The sequence below is a fragment of the Caulobacter sp. UNC279MFTsu5.1 genome, assembly GCF_900114015.1.
In the GTDB taxonomy this organism is placed as follows: Bacteria; Pseudomonadota; Alphaproteobacteria; order Caulobacterales; family Caulobacteraceae; genus Caulobacter.
The window spans coordinates 1-16210 of the sequence record NZ_FORN01000002.1 but is presented as its reverse complement, the minus strand read 5'-3'; the positions used below and the strand labels follow the sequence as shown (position 1 = coordinate 16210).

Below are 16210 nucleotides of genomic sequence, written 5' to 3'. Positions count from 1 at the left end.
CCAAACCCCAACCTGAAATCTGGAGAATGATCATGCGACGCTTCGCGGCGCTCGCGGTCGGCTGCGCGTTGGTTTGCCCAACGCCAGCCGCGGCCGAGCCCTTCACCGTGGACCGACTTCTGGCTCTTGAGAGCCTGGGATCGGTCCGCCTGGACACCACCCAGCGCTGGCTCGTGGTCCAGCGTTATGCCCGATACGACAGCGCGCCAATCTGGGACCTGGAACGCCAGACGCGCCTGGCCCTCGGCCGCATCCAGCTCTTCGACCTGAAGGCTGGCGGCCAGGAGCGGCCCCTCAACCTCCCGGCCGGGGCAGGCTACACCGCGCTCGGTCTTTCGCCCGGCGGCAAGCGGCTCGCCGTCGGACGGATGATCGGACACAGCTACGAGCTGGGCGTCGTCGATCTCGATAGCGGCGAGGCGCGGTGGCTGGGCGTCTCGCCCCGGATCCCGCAGTTTGGCCCCGATGTCGTCTGGCGCTCCGACGACGAAATCCTCGTCGCCGCCGTGCCGATGTCATGGCCGGATTTCCAGATCCGGTTCGGCTTTGAGACCCAGGCGCGGCTGACGAAGATGTGGGCCGACACCGCCAAGGGCGACGTCGCGGTGACGGCGATCGGCAGCGGTCGCTATCGAGACCTGCGCCCCAAGGGGCCGCAGGTCGGCCTGGTGACGCTGGACCTTCGCCACAATACGGCGCGCCCCCTCGTTGGCGGAACGATCGAGGACTTCGCCCTGGCGCCCGATGGCAAGACGGTCGCGGCGATCGTCGAGGGCGAGGACATCCAGCGCCTCAACGAGGGCCCCAAGACCACGGCTTCGCCCTCGCAGTTCAATCGCCTGGCGGTCATCGACCTCGACAACGGCAAGGCCACTTTCCCGTGCCTCAAATGCGAGGTCATGAACCGGCTGCTCGCCTGGTCCCAGGACGGCCGGGAGGTGCTTGCCTTCGCGCGCGAAGGCGATGTCCCGTTCTCGGCGGGCCGATTTTGGCGCTTCACCGCCACGGCGACGGCCTCCCCCGTCGATCTGGGCGCCTTGACCCCGGTCTTCGGCCCGACCTACGACACCGCCGGCACGCCGCTGGGGGACTGGCTCGACGGGGCGCCGGTCGTTTTCGCGCGCCCGAAAGCCGGTGGCCGCGCCGACTACTGGCGCGTTACGCCGACCGGCCCGGTCAATCTCACCGCCGGCCTGCCTGACGGCGCCCGGGCGCTTGGCGTCTCGACAAAGGCCTGGGCCGTCGCCGCGGGCGCGAAGGTCTGGCGCGTGACGACGCAGGGCGGCAAGTCCTGGGGCGTCGCGGCAAGCGATGTGGTCCCGTTGGCCGACCCGCCGCCCGGTTTCCGTGGCGCCCAGAACTTCGTACCGCCGCTGGCGAGCCTGGGCCTGGCGGAGGGCGCGACACCAACGGAGGCCTGGGTGGGTCCTCGCGTCCGCGCCGCCCAGGACGGCGCCAGGATCGTGGCTCGAACCGCCCAGGGCGCCGTCCAGACGCGTCGCGACGAACACGGCGTCCAGACCGTTTCCTGGGTCGACGCGGCGGGTTCAGCTCGACCGCTGACGGCGGTCAATGCCGACCTGGCCGGCGTCGACATCGCCAAGCCCATCGCCGTCCACCACAAGAGCATTGACGGCAAGGCGGTGACGAGCTGGCTCTATCTGCCGCCCACGCCCCTCCCCGGCGGCGGAAAACCGCCCGTGGTGGTGCTGCCCTACCCCGCCGCGCCGATGTCGCCATCCGGCGCCCTCGCGCCTGGAACGCTCTATATGGGAACCAATCCGATCCTCCTGGCCGCCCACGGCTACGCGGCGCTGGTGCCCGCCATGCCCTATCCCGACGGGCGCGAACCGATCGAGGCCATGGCCGATCAGATCTTCGCGGCCGTCGATGCCGCCGCCAAGGACGGTCTGGTAGATGGCGACCGGGTCGCGGCCTGGGGCCATAGCTATGGCGGCTATACGGTTGTGGCGGCGGCGGAGCAGACCAAGCGCCTCCGCGCCGTCATCGCCGGCGCCCCGACCGTGAACCTGACCAGCGCCTACGCCATGGTCGGCCCGTGGGCGAACACCAACCCTGAGAACGGGTACTATCTGATGTCGGGATCGGGCTGGACGGAAACAGGCCAGGCTCGGATGGGCGTCCCCCCTTGGCAGGCCCCCGACCTCTACCAGCGCAACAGTCCGATCACCTATGTCGATCGGATCACCACCCCGATGATGATCATCTACGGCGACCTCGACAAATATATCGAGCAGCCGCAGAACCTCTTCGGCGCGCTCTATCGCCAGGGCAAGGACGCGATCTTCCTGACCTATCGGGGCGAGACCCACGTCGTCGAAACGCCGGGCAATGTCCGCGATCAGTACCAGCGGATCTTCGCCTTCCTGGACGAGAACCTCGGGATCGTCCGGCCTCAGACCGAGGTCGCCGCCCCGTAGGCGACCTCGGCCCGGCCCAAGGCCTGGGCGCCCGTCCAGCGGCGCGTCCAGGCCTCCATCGCCAGCAGGATGAAGGCCTGCGAGGCTGTGTTCGACCACAGGAACTGCTCGCGCTGCAAAGCCTCGTCGAGCCGCTCGCGATCCAGCACCCCGGCTTTAGCGAGGAGCCCGTCGAGCAGAAACGGCCGCAGGGAATCTAGGCTTGAACCGAGACTGCGCAGGATGAAGTTCGTTACCGCGCCCTTCGACGGCCGCTCGAGGATCGACGCGGGCAAGCGCTCAGCGAAGGCACGACGCGCAAAGGGACGATTGAGCTCGCCCACCGCCAGCACGCCAGCCGGCGCGGAGAGGCAGAACTCAACGACTGGCTGACTCATCAGCGGATCGATGACGTCTCCGGCGGCGTGGTGGAGGCTGTCGCCAAGGACGCTCAGACCGTTCACAAGCATTAGGATCTGCAACTGCTTGGCGGGTTCGATGTCTCGCGCCTCGTCGAGCCAGGGATGCTTGCGAACCGGTGTCGTCAGGACGCGGGCATCGAGGAACTGCTCGACGCCCGCGCCGGCTGTCACGTCCTGAGGCTTGAGGCCACGACGCAGGATAGACCAGACCGTGGTCGCGTTCCGCCGCGCCAGGACATCTAGACTGGCAAGCCGCGCTCCGCAGCGACCGCGAAGAACATCCCTCACCAGGCTCGGATGGGCGGGTTGGAAGAAGACACCGTCGCCACCACAGCCGGTGAACATCGCGTCGATCCCCGGTTCGCTATGACGTGCGGCCAGGTCGGCGTCGTGCTCGGGATCGCCGCCAGCGTAGTTGAGGCGCATGCCGCCCGCGCCCGCCAGGATCTTGTCAGCGGTCAGGCGCAAGGGTTGGCGTTCGACCACCACCAGCGGGACCCCGATCCTGTCGGCCAGATCCTGGGCGAAGCGCCGTTCGTCACCCTCCCGCTCAGGATAGGCATGGTTGAGGCCGTAACGCAGCGGCGCGCCGACGCTGGCGAGGCTGGTGGCGACAATGGCGGAGTCGAGCCCGCCCGACATTTCGCAGAAAAGGCCTTCGCGGCGCTGGACCCATGCGGCCACCACCCCATCGACCAGGACCCGAAGGTCTCTGGGGACGACGCCGGTCAGAGGGGTTCGCGCAAATCGGGCGGGCGACCAAAGGCGCGCCCCACGGCCGGCCTCATCCGCCAGAACACCCGGCGGAAAGGTCACAACGCCTTCAAGCGGCGTCACCAGGCTGGCGAGGTTCTTCTGGCGCAGGATGTCGACGGCGGCCTGCCAGTCGACGACCAGCTCCGACGGGCGGATCCCAGGGATGTCGGGAAGGCGCGAGGCGATGAAGCGCAGAGCGCCGCGCCGCCATCCGATCGCGTTCATCGCCCCGAGCGGATCGCGAAGGACACGCGCGGGGCCTGCGTCGTCGTTGAGGATGGCGACGTAACGACCAAAGCCACGTTCGATGAGCCGCCGCGCCGCGCTGTCAGCTTCCGCGCCAAAGCCAAGCATATCGATGTCCTGCCCGCGCCCTGCCCGCGCCGCCTCCGCGTCGAACACCTCCCCGATCAAGGCGCCGGCCACGCCGGGTAGATGCCGGTAACGCGGCGGCTTCTCGGTTTCGAGAAAGACCGAAAACCAGCGGCGCTGCGCGACCTTCGTCCAGGCGCCCGTCGCCAGCACGATGGCCTCAGCCGATCGACGTTCCTCGAGGTCGTCACCGGGTGTGGATTCGATGATCAGGTAGTCACGCACGATCAGACCACCAGGATCGGCGTATAGGTCCCGACGTGCTCTGGCGTGTCGTCGAGCACGACGTCGCCGGCCTGCAACCAACAATGGGCCTTGAAGGGCCAGGTGCGTACGCCAAAGACCCAGGCTGCCGCATGGCCCAGCCGGGTCAAGTAGAGGCGTTGCTGCAGGCTGCGCATCAGGCAAAGGCCTTCGCGCGGAAGCCAGGGGGCCAGTCGGGCAAAGCGGTCGGCCTCCCGCAACAACTCCGTGGTGGGCGCTTCAAACACCGTTTCGGCGAGCGGCCCTGCCAAGGACAGCACGTCCGCGAAAGGAAGCTGATCGATCGACTTGGCGGCGGTGAGGTTGGCGCGCAGGGCCACGCCGACGGCGCGCGGAGAGATTGGCGATGGCGAGGAAGGCCGACCCTGACGGATCTCGCGCGCGGCGGCACGGGGCGGCGGCGGCGCAGTCTGGAGGAGCCCGGCCTCGAGAAGGTCATCGGCGGCCTCGGCGGGTTCGACATCGACCGCGCCGTCGGCGCCGAGCCGAAGATGCAACGCCGCGTCGGCGAGACAGAAATAGGTGTCGGAGAGGACGTCGAGCACGACAATGTCCGGGCCAATGGTGACGGCGAAGACGTGTGGAGCGAGCCAGAGTCGCATCGTCCTTCCCTTCGAATGAAACAGCTGGGCGACGCGACCCGGACCGCGCTGGGGTTCAGATGCCCCAGCGGCTCGTGAGGTCGCCGTTTTCGAGCTCACCGACGGGCATCTGAGCTTGGGTCAGCGCCTTGGCGGCGCCAAACCGGATAATGCGGAACTTGATGTTCATCGACTTCGTCCTGAGTTGAGGGTTGCCAGAGCGCCGCCGGCCAGACCGCGTCGGCGGCGCGGCGACCGGCGCTTAGACGCCGTAGCCGTCGAAGGGATTTCCCGACTCCAGTTCCCCGTAGGGGATCTGGGCCTGGGTGAGGGTCTTGGCCGAGCCGAAGCGGATCAGCCGGATAGTGGAGCGGGTCATGACGACCTCCTGGGCTGTGTCGTCGCGGTGTTGCGACGCGTTCAGAAGGCGACTCGCGCGACGTATATTCAAATCTATATTTGCGACCTGGGATTGCGCGCTGCGCGCCCGCTCGAAAGCCCCAGAAATACAGCGATGATCTCGCCCGCATGGCGCGCGCGCCGACGAAAATAGCCGCGTACCAGGCGCTTGGTCGCCGCGCCTTCCGGCGCCGATCGCAAGGCTGCGCGCAGTCCGTCCTGGTCCTGGTCGCCGAGCACGGCGCGTTCGGCCGGTTCGAACGGCGACAGCTGGGCAAGCACGCGATGCAGGGCGGCGGCGACGGCGCGATTGCGGGTGGCGCCCGCCAGCAGCTCGATCAATCTCGACGGCTGGGCAGCCTGGCGCACCTCCGCACGGTCATCAATGGCGGCGGACGCCAGCAGGCCGGCCAGCTCGTAGAGCTCCGCTAGCGCGGCCTTGTCGTAGACGATGGTCTGGTAGCCGCCCCGCAGGCGCGCCACGAGGCCCTCGCCGGCCAGATGGGCCAGGGCCTCGCGCACGGGCGTCTGGCTCACGTCCAGATCGGCCGCGAGGGCGTGCACATGCAGTCCCGCGCCCTGCGACGCCGAGCCGTCGGCCAATCGCTCACGCAAGGTCCGCAGCGTCCGTTCAAAAGCATCCCGGTCTCGACCCACGCGACGGCTCCCTTGAGCCGAAGATCGTTCTTCGCTTACGGCGCGCCGTCGATTGCGCCGCGCCACCGGCGCGCACCGGCTCGAACTTCTCCTGTGGATCAGCGACTCAACCGGCAACCCGCACCGACCCGCTGGGAATGACGTTGCCGGTCGGCTTCGAGATCGTTGCCGCTAGAGCTGCAACGGCTAATCGATGCGGCGCCGCCTCAAGCGAATTTGCCAAACCCCGCCACAAACCCTCCGTCGTCGGACGGGACCGCCACCAAAGCCGTTGCGGGCGCTTGCGTTTGCTGGACAACTATTCTTCTGGTTGATTAGTGGCTTGGAGTGACGCATGGCGGCCGCACCAAAGACGCCTCTCGCGCGTCAGGCGCAGCTTCTGTCCGAAATCGTCAGAATGCTTCGAAAAGAGCGCCATATGACCCAGGAGGAGGTCGCGGTCGCCATGGGGGTCTCCCTTCGGACTTACCGCGACTTCGAAAAGGGCCGCCGCGCCTATGACTTCAATAAGGTGAGGCTGTTCGCCAAGGCGACGCGGAGCGACGCCGCCGCCATCCATCTCGGGGTGCAGTTCAACTGGCCCGAGCTGCCGCTGCTGCTGATGGACAACAAGATGGCGACAGCGTTCTACGTGCTGACCCGCGACCTCTTCGCCGAGTTCGGCCCGCGTCTGTCGCGCGTGCCGGCGGCGACTTGGGTCGCGGGATTTCGGCACATCGCCGGCGAAATCCGCAAGCTTTTCGAACGGCAGGACGCCAGCGTGGACGACTATATCGCGCGCGCCATCGAGCTCTCCTACGAGGACCCGGACGGAGGGCTGGAGGAAGGCTGATGGCGCGCTGGGCACGGCCGATCAGTCCGGCCCCGGCGGAGTGGCGGCTTTGTCGGCGGTTCGGTCGGGCTTGTCCTCGGTGCGCCGGATCCAGGTCAGGGGCAGCACGCCGTCCTCGGCGGCCATCAGCCGAACATTGACCGGCTCGGACCAGGTGGGATCGTCGAGCTTGATGTTCAGCAGCGCGCCGCTGGTGTCGCTGGCCCGCCAGGCGGCCCCAACCTCGTTCTCACCGATCAGGGCGAGGTAGTCAGGCCCCTTGGCGCTGGCGCGCGTTGACGGAACGAGCCGGACGGCGACGTCCAGGCCCAGGGTCGCGATGCGACCGGTGAAGCCGTCGCCCTCGCGACGGAAGTGACCGATGACCGACATGAGGTTCTCCAGCCCGCCGCTCACGCGTGTCGCCCAGGGGCGGCGGTCCGACCGGGCGATGGGGGGAAGATCGCCATGAAGGGGTCGGACCGCCGCCGGCCGGCCGCCGGTGGGGAACGGCGGACGGCCAGGCTTCGCGGACCTGATCAAGAGCGCCCGGCGGGCGTTTGGAGGCGTCTGTCCGGACCGCGCAAACCCTTGTTGCGCAACGACATTCGACGCTCAATCCACTGGAAATTGGCGCGAACCAAAGACAAGCCCTGGGAAAGAATCGGAAAATCTTCCTAGCCTCGGAACCGCGAAGTGCGGGGAGCGTGCGCGATGACCGACAACGGGACGGTGCTGATCGACGGGGACTGGTTCATCAGCCTCCATCACCATGACGCCCAGTTCGTCCGTCGGTCGGGCCGGTTCGCCTTTTCGCGCCTTGACGCCGACGGCGGGCGGACGCTGTTCTGCCTTGACGCCGCCGACGACATCAGCCGCGCGGCCGATATCGGCCATGCGGCCTGGGCCCACGCGGTGTCGCGGGGCATGAACGAGCTGCTGGTCCATATCGCCAACGCCAAGCGGCCCGTGGCGCCGACCGGGGCGTGGATCGAGACCCCGCCGCTCCGCTTCGACTTCCAGCCACCGGACGGCCTGCCGGGATCGCCGACCAGGCCGCCTGAGGATCGGCTCAGCCTGGCGGCTGGAGCCCCTTGAGGTAGTCGAGCGCCTTTTGCGCATGGGCGGCGGCGCTGAAGATCGCCCGCTTGTCCTGGCTCAGGACGGTCAGCCAATGGCCGATATAGGCGGCGTGGTCCTCACGCGGCCGAAGATCAACGCCCAGCTCGGCGCACAGGAACGCCGCGCCAAGTTCAGCCACCAGTTCCTCGCGCGCATAGCCCTCGTCGCCGAAGGTCTTGCGGCCAAGGTCGCGATCCAGCCGGGAGGGGTGGCGGGTCCAGTGGACGGTCTCGTGACCGCGCGTGGCGTAGTAGTCGTGGGCGCTGGCGAAGGCGCCAAACTCCGGGATGCGGATGCGGTCGGCGATGAGCTCGTAGCAGGCCATGTCGCCGCCGTGGACGACCTCCGCCTTCGTCGCGGCGAGGAAGGCGTCGGCCCGGGCGATGCGCTCGCTTTCGGGAAGGGTCACGGGCGCGGCCCGGAACCGTTCGGGAAGACCGTCGATCTGCTCGACGTTGAAGACCGGATAGGCCTTCAGGAAGGGGATCGAGCGCTCGACATCTTCACCCTGGTCGTTGGTGTCCTGGCGCGTGATGCGATTGGCGTAGACCACCGTGGTGCTCTTCTCGCCCTTGCGCACCGCCCCGCCAAGTTCGAGGGCTTGAGGAAAGGTCATCCAGATGGGGGCGGCGTAGCCCCGTTCGACCGCGGTCCCCCAGAGCACCAGGGTGTTGATGCCGGAATAGGGCTCGAAGCTGTGGCGCAGGGGCCGCGAGACGGGGCCGGCGGCGTGGCCGGCGGTCCAGGGCTTGGTCCAGGGGGTCACGCCCTGGGCGAGGTTGGCGAGGATCTGGTTGGTGATGGACGTATAGGGGTCTTGGCGGGTCGCGCCGTTCGGGCGCGAGGTCTTTTCGGCGCGCGTCATGGCGGCCTCCTGGCGTCTTGAGGGAAAAGGGCTCCCCGCCGCCATCCGGCGGGGAGCAATGGGGATCAGGCCTGGTGGTCGACGTCGGCGTCCGGCCCGGTCTCAAGCTCGGGCTCAGGCTCGCGCCGCTTGGTGGGACGGCTCCAGACCAGATCGAAGCCGTCCTCAGCCGGGAAGAGGCGGGCGTTCACAGCCGCCGGGAAGCTGATGTCGTCGAGGCTGACCGACAGGAAATCGACGCCCTTCTTCGACTTGTACTTCCAGACAGAACCGATCTCGGCGCCGTCGGCATAGACCCGGTAGACGGGCTGCGACTTGGCCGGATCGCCTGCGATGGCCTTGAAGACCACGTTCGACACGCGGATTTGCAAGGTGTGGATGTAGCCGGTGAAACCGTCGGCCGTGGCCGTGAACTTACCGATGCGAGCCATTGGAGCTTACCTTTCGCTGGTTCCGGGCCGCGCCGTTCGCAGCCTCGATGGCGCTCCGAAGACCGGGGACGACGGGGGTCGGCAGTCCGCTCGCGGACCCGCAGCGCAGCGCAGGACCGCTGGGCGCGGGTTTGTTGCCTCGCGAGGAAGTCGCGCCCGGCACCAGGGCGGCGCGACGGGGAAGAAACCCGAGACCAAGGTTGACGGCGGCCGACGCCTCGGTCCGGTTGCAGCCAAGAGAGGCCGCGACGGACGCGGCGCGTTCGCGGCGAAAGGCGGCTCCAGGGCTCTTAGCGGTGAGGTCGGGGCCACGGCCGACGGTTTCAACGGCTCCAGCCGCGCCCGGCCCATCCGCGTGACGAAGGTTGGCCGCAGGGGCCATCGGCGGCGAGCCGGCCACGCCGTGGCCTGCTGGCCGGGACCAAGCCCAAGGCGCCGAGATGGGCTCGGCCTGCAAGTAGAAGTCGAAGTAGGGCGGCGGCTCCCTATCGGTCAGCCTCGGCGCCACCAGGGACCCGGCGGTGCGAATGCTGGGCCCTTTTTGCCGCCGAGGATGGCCTTGATCTGGTCTGGACGCGCCGACCAAGCGTCGCGAGCCTGAGCCCGAGCTTGAGACCGGGCCGGACGCCGACGTCGACCACCCGGCCTGATCCCCTATCGCTCCCGTCGCATGGCGGCGGGGAGCCCTTTTCCCTCAAGACGCCAAGAGGCCGCCCCGGCTGCGCGCGAAAGGCGGGTCGCCGGAACGACGACCCGCCCTGCCCGCCCTACTCGGCCGCCGCCAACTCTGCGGCCGACGCCGTCTCGGCGGCGTCCTCCAGGGTCTGGCCGTGGTCCGGGGCCGACGCCGACGCCGTCTCTTCGGCCCACTGCGGCGGAGCCGTGGACCTTGTCCGCAGCAAGACGGGGAGCCAGCGGGCCTTGACGAGATCGGGCTCGGCCGCCGCCACCAGTTCGGCCTTTTTCAAGCCCGAAAGGCGCTGGGCGGTGTCAGGCGAGGCGGCTTCGGTAAGCACGAAGCCCTTGGGGCTGATCAGCCCTTCGCGCGGCGTTTCTTGGGCTGCTTGACTGGACACGGACATGATGGGTCTCTCGTATGGGGTTGGGGTCAGGTGCAGGTCGCGCCTGACCCCTGCCCCTCGGCGAGAGCGGGGGGTGTAAACGGAGCGGCGGTTTCGCGGGGACCCGGCTGCAGCCGTCGCCGCCTTCGAGCCATTGCCCGGCTCGCGCCCGCGAAGCTGGGCGGAAACCGTTGCGAAGTGCGCCAGGGGGCGGCGCCCCCAAGCACGCGGTCGCGGGAGCGACCGCCAGGAAAGATGCGCCACCAGGCCCATGGCGAAGCGAGCGCAAAGCAGGCTATGGGCCGCGTCATGTTCCTCGCTTTCGCCGCCGCGACGCTGATCACTTGCGATGCTCCGGCCGTCCACGACGGCGACACCCTGCGTTGCGGCGATGAGCGGGTGCGGCTGTACGGCGTCGATGCGCCTGAAGTGGCGCGCGGGAAGACACCGGCGCAGCCCTTCGCCGAGGAAGCCCGCCTAGCCTTGATCGCTTTGACTCGCGGCCATGTCGCATGCCGGTTCGTCAATCGCGATCGGTACGGCCGCTTTGTCGGGAAGTGCTGGTCGACCGCCACCCCGGACGTTAACGCCGCGGTGATCCGCAGCGGCTTCGCCAGCGAATATCGCCGCTACAGCAAGGGCTTCTACGCCAAAGCCGAGGCCGAGGCCCGCGCCGCGGGCCGAGGTCTTTGGTCGAGCCAGCGCCTGCCTGCGGCGCTTACGCGGCGATAACGTCCGCCCGTCCGCCTGGGCGTCGGCGAGGCGACGTGGGAATCGCGTAGGCCTCACGCCAGGCGACCGCCAGGACGTCGGCCAGGAGTTCGGGATCAAGTCCTTGGAGGCGCACCAGAGTGACCCCTGAATTGCGCCGGCGGCCTGGCTCGCGCGCGAAGGCGTCCGAGGCGGCCAAGACACGCCGCTGTTCGGCGAGCGACAGCTTCACCACCGCCCAGCCCTCGGAGGGCCAGCCCAATGTGGCGAAAGTCTTGTGACCGACGCGAAATTGCGTGGTCTCCAGCACGGGCTTGCGTTGAACGCCCGGCGCCACGCGTTCGATCATCTCGCCGAATTCATCCGCTGTCATACATAACCCCGCCAGCGAGCCCCTTTGCAGGACGAGTCGCCCATGCTCGGCAAGGTCGCATCGGGAGACGACAAAGACGGTCGTGGTAGAGGGCTGCCCGCCCCGTCATACGTTGAGCGGTCGATCCTCCCACCGCCGAAGCGATGCAATCGCGATCCAACGCCCCATATCACCGACCTGACCGTTATCTGGACCGCGCATGACCAAGACTGTGAAAATCGATTTTGTTTCCGACGTCGCCTGCCCGTGGTGCGTCGTCGGCCTGGGCGGGCTGGAAGCGGCGCTGGAGCGCGTCGGCGATCTCGTAGACGCGAAGATCCATTTCCAGCCGTTCGAGCTGAATCCCAATATGCCGCCGGAAGGCCAGAACCGGATCGAACATGTGGCGCAGAAGTATGGGTCTACGCGCGAACAGATGGACGCAAGCCGCCAGATGATCCGCGACAGGGCGGCCGCCGTTGGCTTCACGATGGCCTTCGATGAGAACAGCCGCATCCACAACACGTTCGATGCGCATCGTCTGCTGCATTGGGCCGGCTTGGTCGGTAAACAGGCCGCGCTGAAGCACGCCCTCTTCGAAGCCAACTTCACGGCCAATGAGAACATTGCCGACCCTGAGGTGCTCGTCCGCGCGGCGATGAAAGCGGGCCTCGATCCGCAGGCCGCCCACGAGGTGCTGACCTCCGGACGCTATGCGAGCGAAGTTCGCGACGCTGAGCGGGCCTGGCAGGCGGCCGGGATCAACTCCGTCCCGGCCGTGGTGATCAACGACCGCTACCTGATCTCGGGCGGTCAGCCCGCGGAGTATTTCGAGCAGGCGCTCCGCCAGATCGCGACGCAAGACTGACACAGGACGGGTTCGGCGCGACAGGAGCTTGGCGTCGCGCCGGCTGGCGCCAGAGCTCGGTCGCGCGCAATAGGCGGGCAGCCGGCGCGCGGTCTCAACGCCGTTCTTTCTTACGCTCGAAGCTTCCCTTTCATGGCGGTCGGATTGCGCGGCTCGCCAGGCGCGCAGACCGTGCGGGCATGACGCGACCTAGAGGCCGACCGAAAGGAACAAAAAAAATTCCAGAGCGGATGTCCCGACGCGCTCCGCCAGTCGTCTCAGTGGTGGAAGTCGGCGCGTGGCCGGATGTCCTGCCCGTCACCGAGCAGATGATCCGCCTGGTCGAAACCGTCCTGGCAGAGGATCTCGACGCGATCTTGGGACCCCTGCCCTAACCGGAGCAAGGTCTTGGCCCGCCAGCAGCTGTCTAAACCGCCCAAGTCGCACGCCGCGCTCTATCTTCGCGTCTCCACAGCCCGCCAGGCGGACAGCGATCTCTCGATCCCGGATCAGCGACGGCAGCTCTCCGCCTACGCCGCGTCCAAGGGCTTCAGTGTCGTGACCGAGTTCGTCGAGCCGGGCAACACCGCCACCGATGACAAGCGTCCTGGTTTCCAGGCCATGATCGAGGCGGGCCTGACCAAGCCGCCTGCCTTCGACACGATCCTCGTGCACTCGTTTTCCCGGTTCTTCCGCGACCAGTTCTTGTTTGAGTTCTACACGCGCAAATTGGCCCGAAACGGCGTGCGTTTGGTGTCGATAACCCAAGAGCTCGGCGACGATCCGATGGGTCTGATGATGCGCCAGATGATGGCGCTGTTCGACGAATACCAGTCCCGGGAGAACGCCAAGCATACCTTGCGCGCCATGAAGGAGAACGCCCGCCAGGGCTTCTGGAATGGGTCTCGCCCGCCAATCGGCTATCGGGTGGTCGACGCGGAACAGCGGGGCGTCAAGGTCAAGCGCAAGCTGGAGATTGAACCGGAGAGCGCGGACGTGATCCGCCTGATGTTCGATCTGGCCCTGACCGGCCACGGCGCCAGCGGCCCCATGGGCGTCAAGGGCATCGTCAACTTTCTCAACGAGCGCCAGATCCGGACGCGTGATGGCGGGCGCTGGGGGATTTCGGCCGTCTATTCGGCCCTTACCCGGCCGACCTACATGGGCGAGCACCGCTTCAACACCCGGGTCTACAAGACCGGAGAACTGAAGGACGAGGCCGAACACGTGGTCATGGAAGTCCCCGCCATCATCGACAGGGAGAAGTTCGAGGCGGTGGGTTTGCTGATGAACAGCCGCAATCCCAAAGCGCCCGGCGGCAACCTCAACGCCAGTCCGATCCTGCTGGCCGGCATCTGCCATTGCGGCATCTGCGGCGGCACGATGACCTTGCGCACGGGCAAGAACAACGCCTACCGCTACTATACGTGCGCCAGCCGGGCGCGAACGGGGCCGACGAGTTGCGGCGGTCTGACGGTGCGAATGGACATCGTCGACGCTGCGGTCGTGCACTACCTCGAAACCAGGCTCCTTGATCCACGGTACCTGACGGAGCTGATGACCAGCGTCATCGATCGGCGACAGGCGTGGATCGATCAGCGGCACAAGCACGTCGCCGATCTGCGAAAGCGCGCGACAGAAGCGCAAGCGCGGCTGAACAGGCTCTACGATGCGATCGAGGCTGGCGCGGCGGACGCTTCAGACCCGGACTTGAAGGGCCGCATCACTGAACTGAAGGCGCTGAGAGACGGCGTCAACGGTGATGCCGATCGCGCAGAGCGCGCGATCAATCGCCTCGGCCCCATCGTGACACCCGAACTCCTCGCTCAGTTCGCGGAAGCCACGAAACGGGCGCTCAGAAATGAGGATGGGTCGTTCCGCCGCGATACGCTGCGGGCGATCGCCCAACGCGTCGAGATCAAATCGAAAGTGGAAGCGGAGGTGTCCGGCTGCCGCGTCGAACTTTTTCGTTCGCTTGCCGCCGCTAACGGATCTCGCGACGCTGCGGTCGCAGTTCCGTCGCGTGTACCGGAGTGGCGCGCCCTGCTGGATTCGAACCAGCGACCGCTCGCTTAGAAGGCGAGTGCTCTATCCAGCTGAGCTAAGGGCGCGGACTCCGGGAGGAGAGCTTGAGGCGGAAGTCCTAGTGGGTCCAGGGTTGCTTGCGGCCGGCGGCGAAGTTGTCGGCGTAGGCCTTGATGATCCGCTTGGGCGCCTTGGGCTCGAACAGCTGGAACGAGATCTCGTGACGCTGGGCGTAGGCCACGGCCTCGTCGCGGGTCTCGAAATTCAGGCGCACCTGGCCGTTCATGTCGCTCGACTGGGTCCAGCCCATCAGCGGGTCGGGACGTCTGGCCGAGGCCGGTTCGAACTCCAGCACCCAATCCTTGGTCTTGGCCTTGCCGGACTGCATGGCGGTCTTGGCGGGGCGGTAGATGCGCGCGAGCATGAAGCCTCTCCAGGTCGATCGTCGCCCCCTCTAAAAGGGGGTCTAGGTGGTCGGAGCGGCAGGATTTGAACCTGCGACCCTCTGGTCCCAAACCAGATGCGCTACCAGGCTGCGCTACGCTCCGAAACACCGAGCGGCTGCTCTACAGGGCTTCGCCGCCGGGAGCAAATGGAACGGACGCCTAAAACCCGGAAAGACGTCAGCCCTTCGGGAAGATTTTGTTGAGCACCCGGTCGCCCGGCAGGATGCCCAGCTGCGCGGCGCGGCCGCCGGGGATCTCCAGCACGCCACGGATGACGCCGCCCGAGGGCAGCGGCGTCTCGTCGTGCGGCACGGCGTTGCGGGCGATCGACAGCACCCGGCCGTCAGGAGCGATGTAGAGGATGTCCAGCGGGATCAGGGTGTTCTTCATCCAGAACGCCGCCCGCTGGGGCGGATTGTAGGGGAACAGCATGCCGCGGTCGGGGGCCAGGGCCTTGCGGAACATCAGGCCTCGCTCCTGCTCGGCCTTGGTCACGGCCAGCTCGACGGTGAACCTGACCCGTCCCCGGCTGGTCAGGATCTCGACGGTGTCGAGCTTGCTGGACGGTGTCACGGCCACCGCCGCCGGCTTCGGTCGGGCCTGCCAGGCTTGGGCCGGGCTCGCCGCCAGGGTGCCCGAAACCAGGGCCAGGACGACGAGCGCCAGAGCCCGCCGTCCGATCGTCGTTATCAAGGTCACGCGCGCCTCATCGTCCTCGCCGCGTCCCGCGACGCGGCGATCCTACGACGCCATGCGGCGATGGCGAAAGCCGGTCCTCGAACCTCAATCGCGATCGTCAGTCGTCGCCGGGCGCGATCTCGGCGACCACCAGGCCCTTGGGCCCCTCGGCGAAGCGCACCATCACGTCGTCGCCCGGCTGCAGGTCTTCCAGCCCGCCGCGACGCAGGGTCTCGATGTGCACGAAGATGTCGCCCGGCTGGCCGTCGCGGACGACGAAGCCATAGCCCTTGGTGCGGTTGAACCACTTGACCTTGGCCCGTTCGGCCGGCCCCACAGGCTCCAGCGCTTGGCGGCTGCTGTCGATTCCGGACCGGAACCCATGATCGCGGCGCAGGCCCATGCCGCCGTCGCCGAACGAACGCTTGGGCCGCTCCATGGGGACGCTGGCGGCGCTCTCGTCCAGGTTCACGACCTCGGACACCTGCCAGCCCTTGGGGCGCTTGACCACGTCGCAGACGATGATCGCGCCTTCCAGGGCCGTCTCCCGACCACAGTTGCGCAGGGAGGTGACGTGCAGCAGCACGTCCTTCAGGCCCGTCTGGCCAGGATCATCGGGGACGATGAAGCCGTACCCCTTGCCCGTATCAAACCACTTTACGCGACCGCTGATGCGCACGAATTCCTCATGCGATCCCGAGTCTTCGAAATCGAAACCAGACATTCCGCCCCTCTGGCTCGCCCAGACAGCCCAGGGGGCGAGCACCACAGAATAACACTGTTCTCGCGAGAGGAGAGCCGTCAATAACCAATTGACGTCACGGAGCGGCCAGAACCACGCCGCGACATTTCGTCGCAGCGCCTAGACCGACATAAACCTGAAATGTCCGTGGTGGGTGGTAGTCCCTAGGGGAGTCGAACCCCTCTCTCCAGAATGAAAATCTGGCGTCCTAACCGATAGACGAAGGGACCACGGCGCCTGCATTAGGC

General features: G+C 67.4%; 16 protein-coding genes, 3 tRNA genes and 1 pseudogene. 6 read left to right on the top strand and 14 right to left on the bottom strand.

The window, feature by feature from the left end; translation table 11 throughout:
- Positions 1-32: 32 nt before the first annotated feature.
- Positions 33-2441: a S9 family peptidase gene (locus BM066_RS00105; RefSeq protein ID WP_177218330.1), complete on the top strand. Its 2409-nt coding sequence runs from the start codon at positions 33-35 to the stop codon at positions 2439-2441.
- Here BM066_RS00105 and BM066_RS00100 read toward each other — a convergent pair.
- From BM066_RS00100 to BM066_RS00090, 3 genes are all read right to left on the bottom strand, one after another.
- The gene (locus BM066_RS00100; RefSeq protein WP_089923247.1) at positions 2417-4195 is read right to left on the bottom strand and encodes an asparagine synthase-related protein; all 1779 of its coding nucleotides are present in this window, start codon (positions 4193-4195) and stop codon (positions 2417-2419) included. The two genes, BM066_RS00105 and BM066_RS00100, sit on opposite strands and share 25 nt — an antisense overlap.
- Before the next feature lie 2 nt (positions 4196-4197).
- Positions 4198-4836, bottom strand: a complete 639-nt coding sequence (locus BM066_RS00095) for a lasso peptide biosynthesis B2 protein (protein WP_089923244.1) — start codon at positions 4834-4836, stop codon at positions 4198-4200.
- 432 nt (positions 4837-5268) lie between these two features.
- A complete protein-coding gene (locus BM066_RS00090) occupies positions 5269-5871 on the bottom strand; it encodes a GntR family transcriptional regulator (protein WP_177218329.1) in 603 nt (200 codons plus the stop codon).
- A gap of 334 nt (positions 5872-6205) precedes the next feature.
- Here BM066_RS00090 and BM066_RS00085 point away from each other — a divergent pair, with 334 nt between their 5' ends.
- Positions 6206-6703 (top strand): helix-turn-helix domain-containing protein, encoded by a 498-nt coding sequence (locus BM066_RS00085; RefSeq protein ID WP_089923237.1) that lies wholly within the window; start codon positions 6206-6208, stop codon positions 6701-6703.
- A gap of 21 nt (positions 6704-6724) precedes the next feature.
- Here the strand turns inward: BM066_RS00085 and BM066_RS00080 are convergent, their stop codons facing one another.
- Complete coding sequence (locus BM066_RS00080; RefSeq protein ID WP_089923235.1) at positions 6725-7075, bottom strand: DUF736 domain-containing protein; 351 nt, start codon at positions 7073-7075, stop codon at positions 6725-6727.
- 321 nt (positions 7076-7396) lie between these two features.
- Here BM066_RS00080 and BM066_RS00075 point away from each other — a divergent pair, with 321 nt between their 5' ends.
- Complete coding sequence (locus tag BM066_RS00075; protein WP_089923232.1) at positions 7397-7780, top strand: hypothetical protein; 384 nt, start codon at positions 7397-7399, stop codon at positions 7778-7780.
- Here the strand turns inward: BM066_RS00075 and BM066_RS00070 are convergent.
- The 3 genes from BM066_RS00070 to BM066_RS00060 all read right to left on the bottom strand — a co-directional run bounded on the left by BM066_RS00070 (position 7755) and on the right by BM066_RS00060 (position 10182).
- Positions 7755-8669, bottom strand: coding sequence for an ArdC family protein (locus BM066_RS00070; RefSeq protein WP_089923228.1), 915 nt, complete (start codon positions 8667-8669; stop codon positions 7755-7757). The genes BM066_RS00075 and BM066_RS00070 overlap by 26 nt on opposite strands.
- A 65-nt stretch (positions 8670-8734) precedes the next feature.
- The gene (locus BM066_RS00065; RefSeq protein ID WP_089923225.1) at positions 8735-9100 is read right to left on the bottom strand and encodes a DUF736 domain-containing protein; all 366 of its coding nucleotides are present in this window, start codon (positions 9098-9100) and stop codon (positions 8735-8737) included.
- Positions 9101-9867: 767 nt separating this feature from the next.
- Positions 9868-10182 carry a hypothetical protein gene (locus BM066_RS00060; RefSeq protein WP_089923220.1) on the bottom strand — a complete coding sequence of 105 codons (315 nt, stop codon included), beginning with the start codon at positions 10180-10182 and terminating at the stop codon, positions 9868-9870.
- Between the two features lie 234 nt (positions 10183-10416).
- Here BM066_RS00060 and BM066_RS00055 point away from each other — a divergent pair, with 234 nt between their 5' ends.
- A complete protein-coding gene (locus BM066_RS00055; RefSeq protein ID WP_255367419.1) occupies positions 10417-10893 on the top strand; it encodes a thermonuclease family protein in 477 nt (158 codons plus the stop codon).
- On the opposite strand, the gene BM066_RS00050 is transcribed toward BM066_RS00055, so the two are convergent.
- A complete protein-coding gene (locus BM066_RS00050) occupies positions 10880-11245 on the bottom strand; it encodes an MmcQ/YjbR family DNA-binding protein (protein ID WP_089923218.1) in 366 nt (121 codons plus the stop codon). The two genes, BM066_RS00055 and BM066_RS00050, sit on opposite strands and share 14 nt — an antisense overlap.
- A gap of 199 nt (positions 11246-11444) precedes the next feature.
- On the opposite strand from BM066_RS00050, the gene BM066_RS00045 reads away from it, so the two are divergent.
- Positions 11445-12092: a DsbA family oxidoreductase gene (locus tag BM066_RS00045; protein WP_089923215.1), complete on the top strand. Its 648-nt coding sequence runs from the start codon at positions 11445-11447 to the stop codon at positions 12090-12092.
- 387 nt (positions 12093-12479) lie between these two features.
- A complete protein-coding gene (locus BM066_RS27305) occupies positions 12480-14147 on the top strand; it encodes a recombinase family protein (RefSeq protein ID WP_369823214.1) in 1668 nt (555 codons plus the stop codon).
- Here BM066_RS27305 and BM066_RS00035 read toward each other — a convergent pair.
- The 6 genes and pseudogenes from BM066_RS00035 to BM066_RS00010 form a co-directional block, all read right to left on the bottom strand.
- Positions 14106-14182: transfer RNA gene (locus tag BM066_RS00035), tRNA-Arg, on the bottom strand. The two genes, BM066_RS27305 and BM066_RS00035, sit on opposite strands and share 42 nt — an antisense overlap.
- A 32-nt stretch (positions 14183-14214) precedes the next feature.
- On the bottom strand, positions 14215-14520 hold the full coding sequence (locus BM066_RS00030; protein WP_089923212.1) for an ETC complex I subunit: 306 nt from the start codon (positions 14518-14520) through the stop codon (positions 14215-14217).
- 47 nt (positions 14521-14567) lie between these two features.
- A tRNA-Pro gene (locus BM066_RS00025) sits at positions 14568-14644 on the bottom strand.
- 75 nt (positions 14645-14719) lie between these two features.
- Positions 14720-15149: pseudogene (locus BM066_RS00020) on the bottom strand (DUF192 domain-containing protein).
- Between the two features lie 189 nt (positions 15150-15338).
- Positions 15339-15944: a stationary phase survival cold shock domain protein CspD gene (cspD, locus tag BM066_RS00015; protein WP_089923207.1), complete on the bottom strand. Its 606-nt coding sequence runs from the start codon at positions 15942-15944 to the stop codon at positions 15339-15341.
- Positions 15945-16117: 173 nt separating this feature from the next.
- A tRNA-Glu gene (locus BM066_RS00010) sits at positions 16118-16192 on the bottom strand.
- Between the last annotated feature and the right edge of the window lie 18 nt (positions 16193-16210).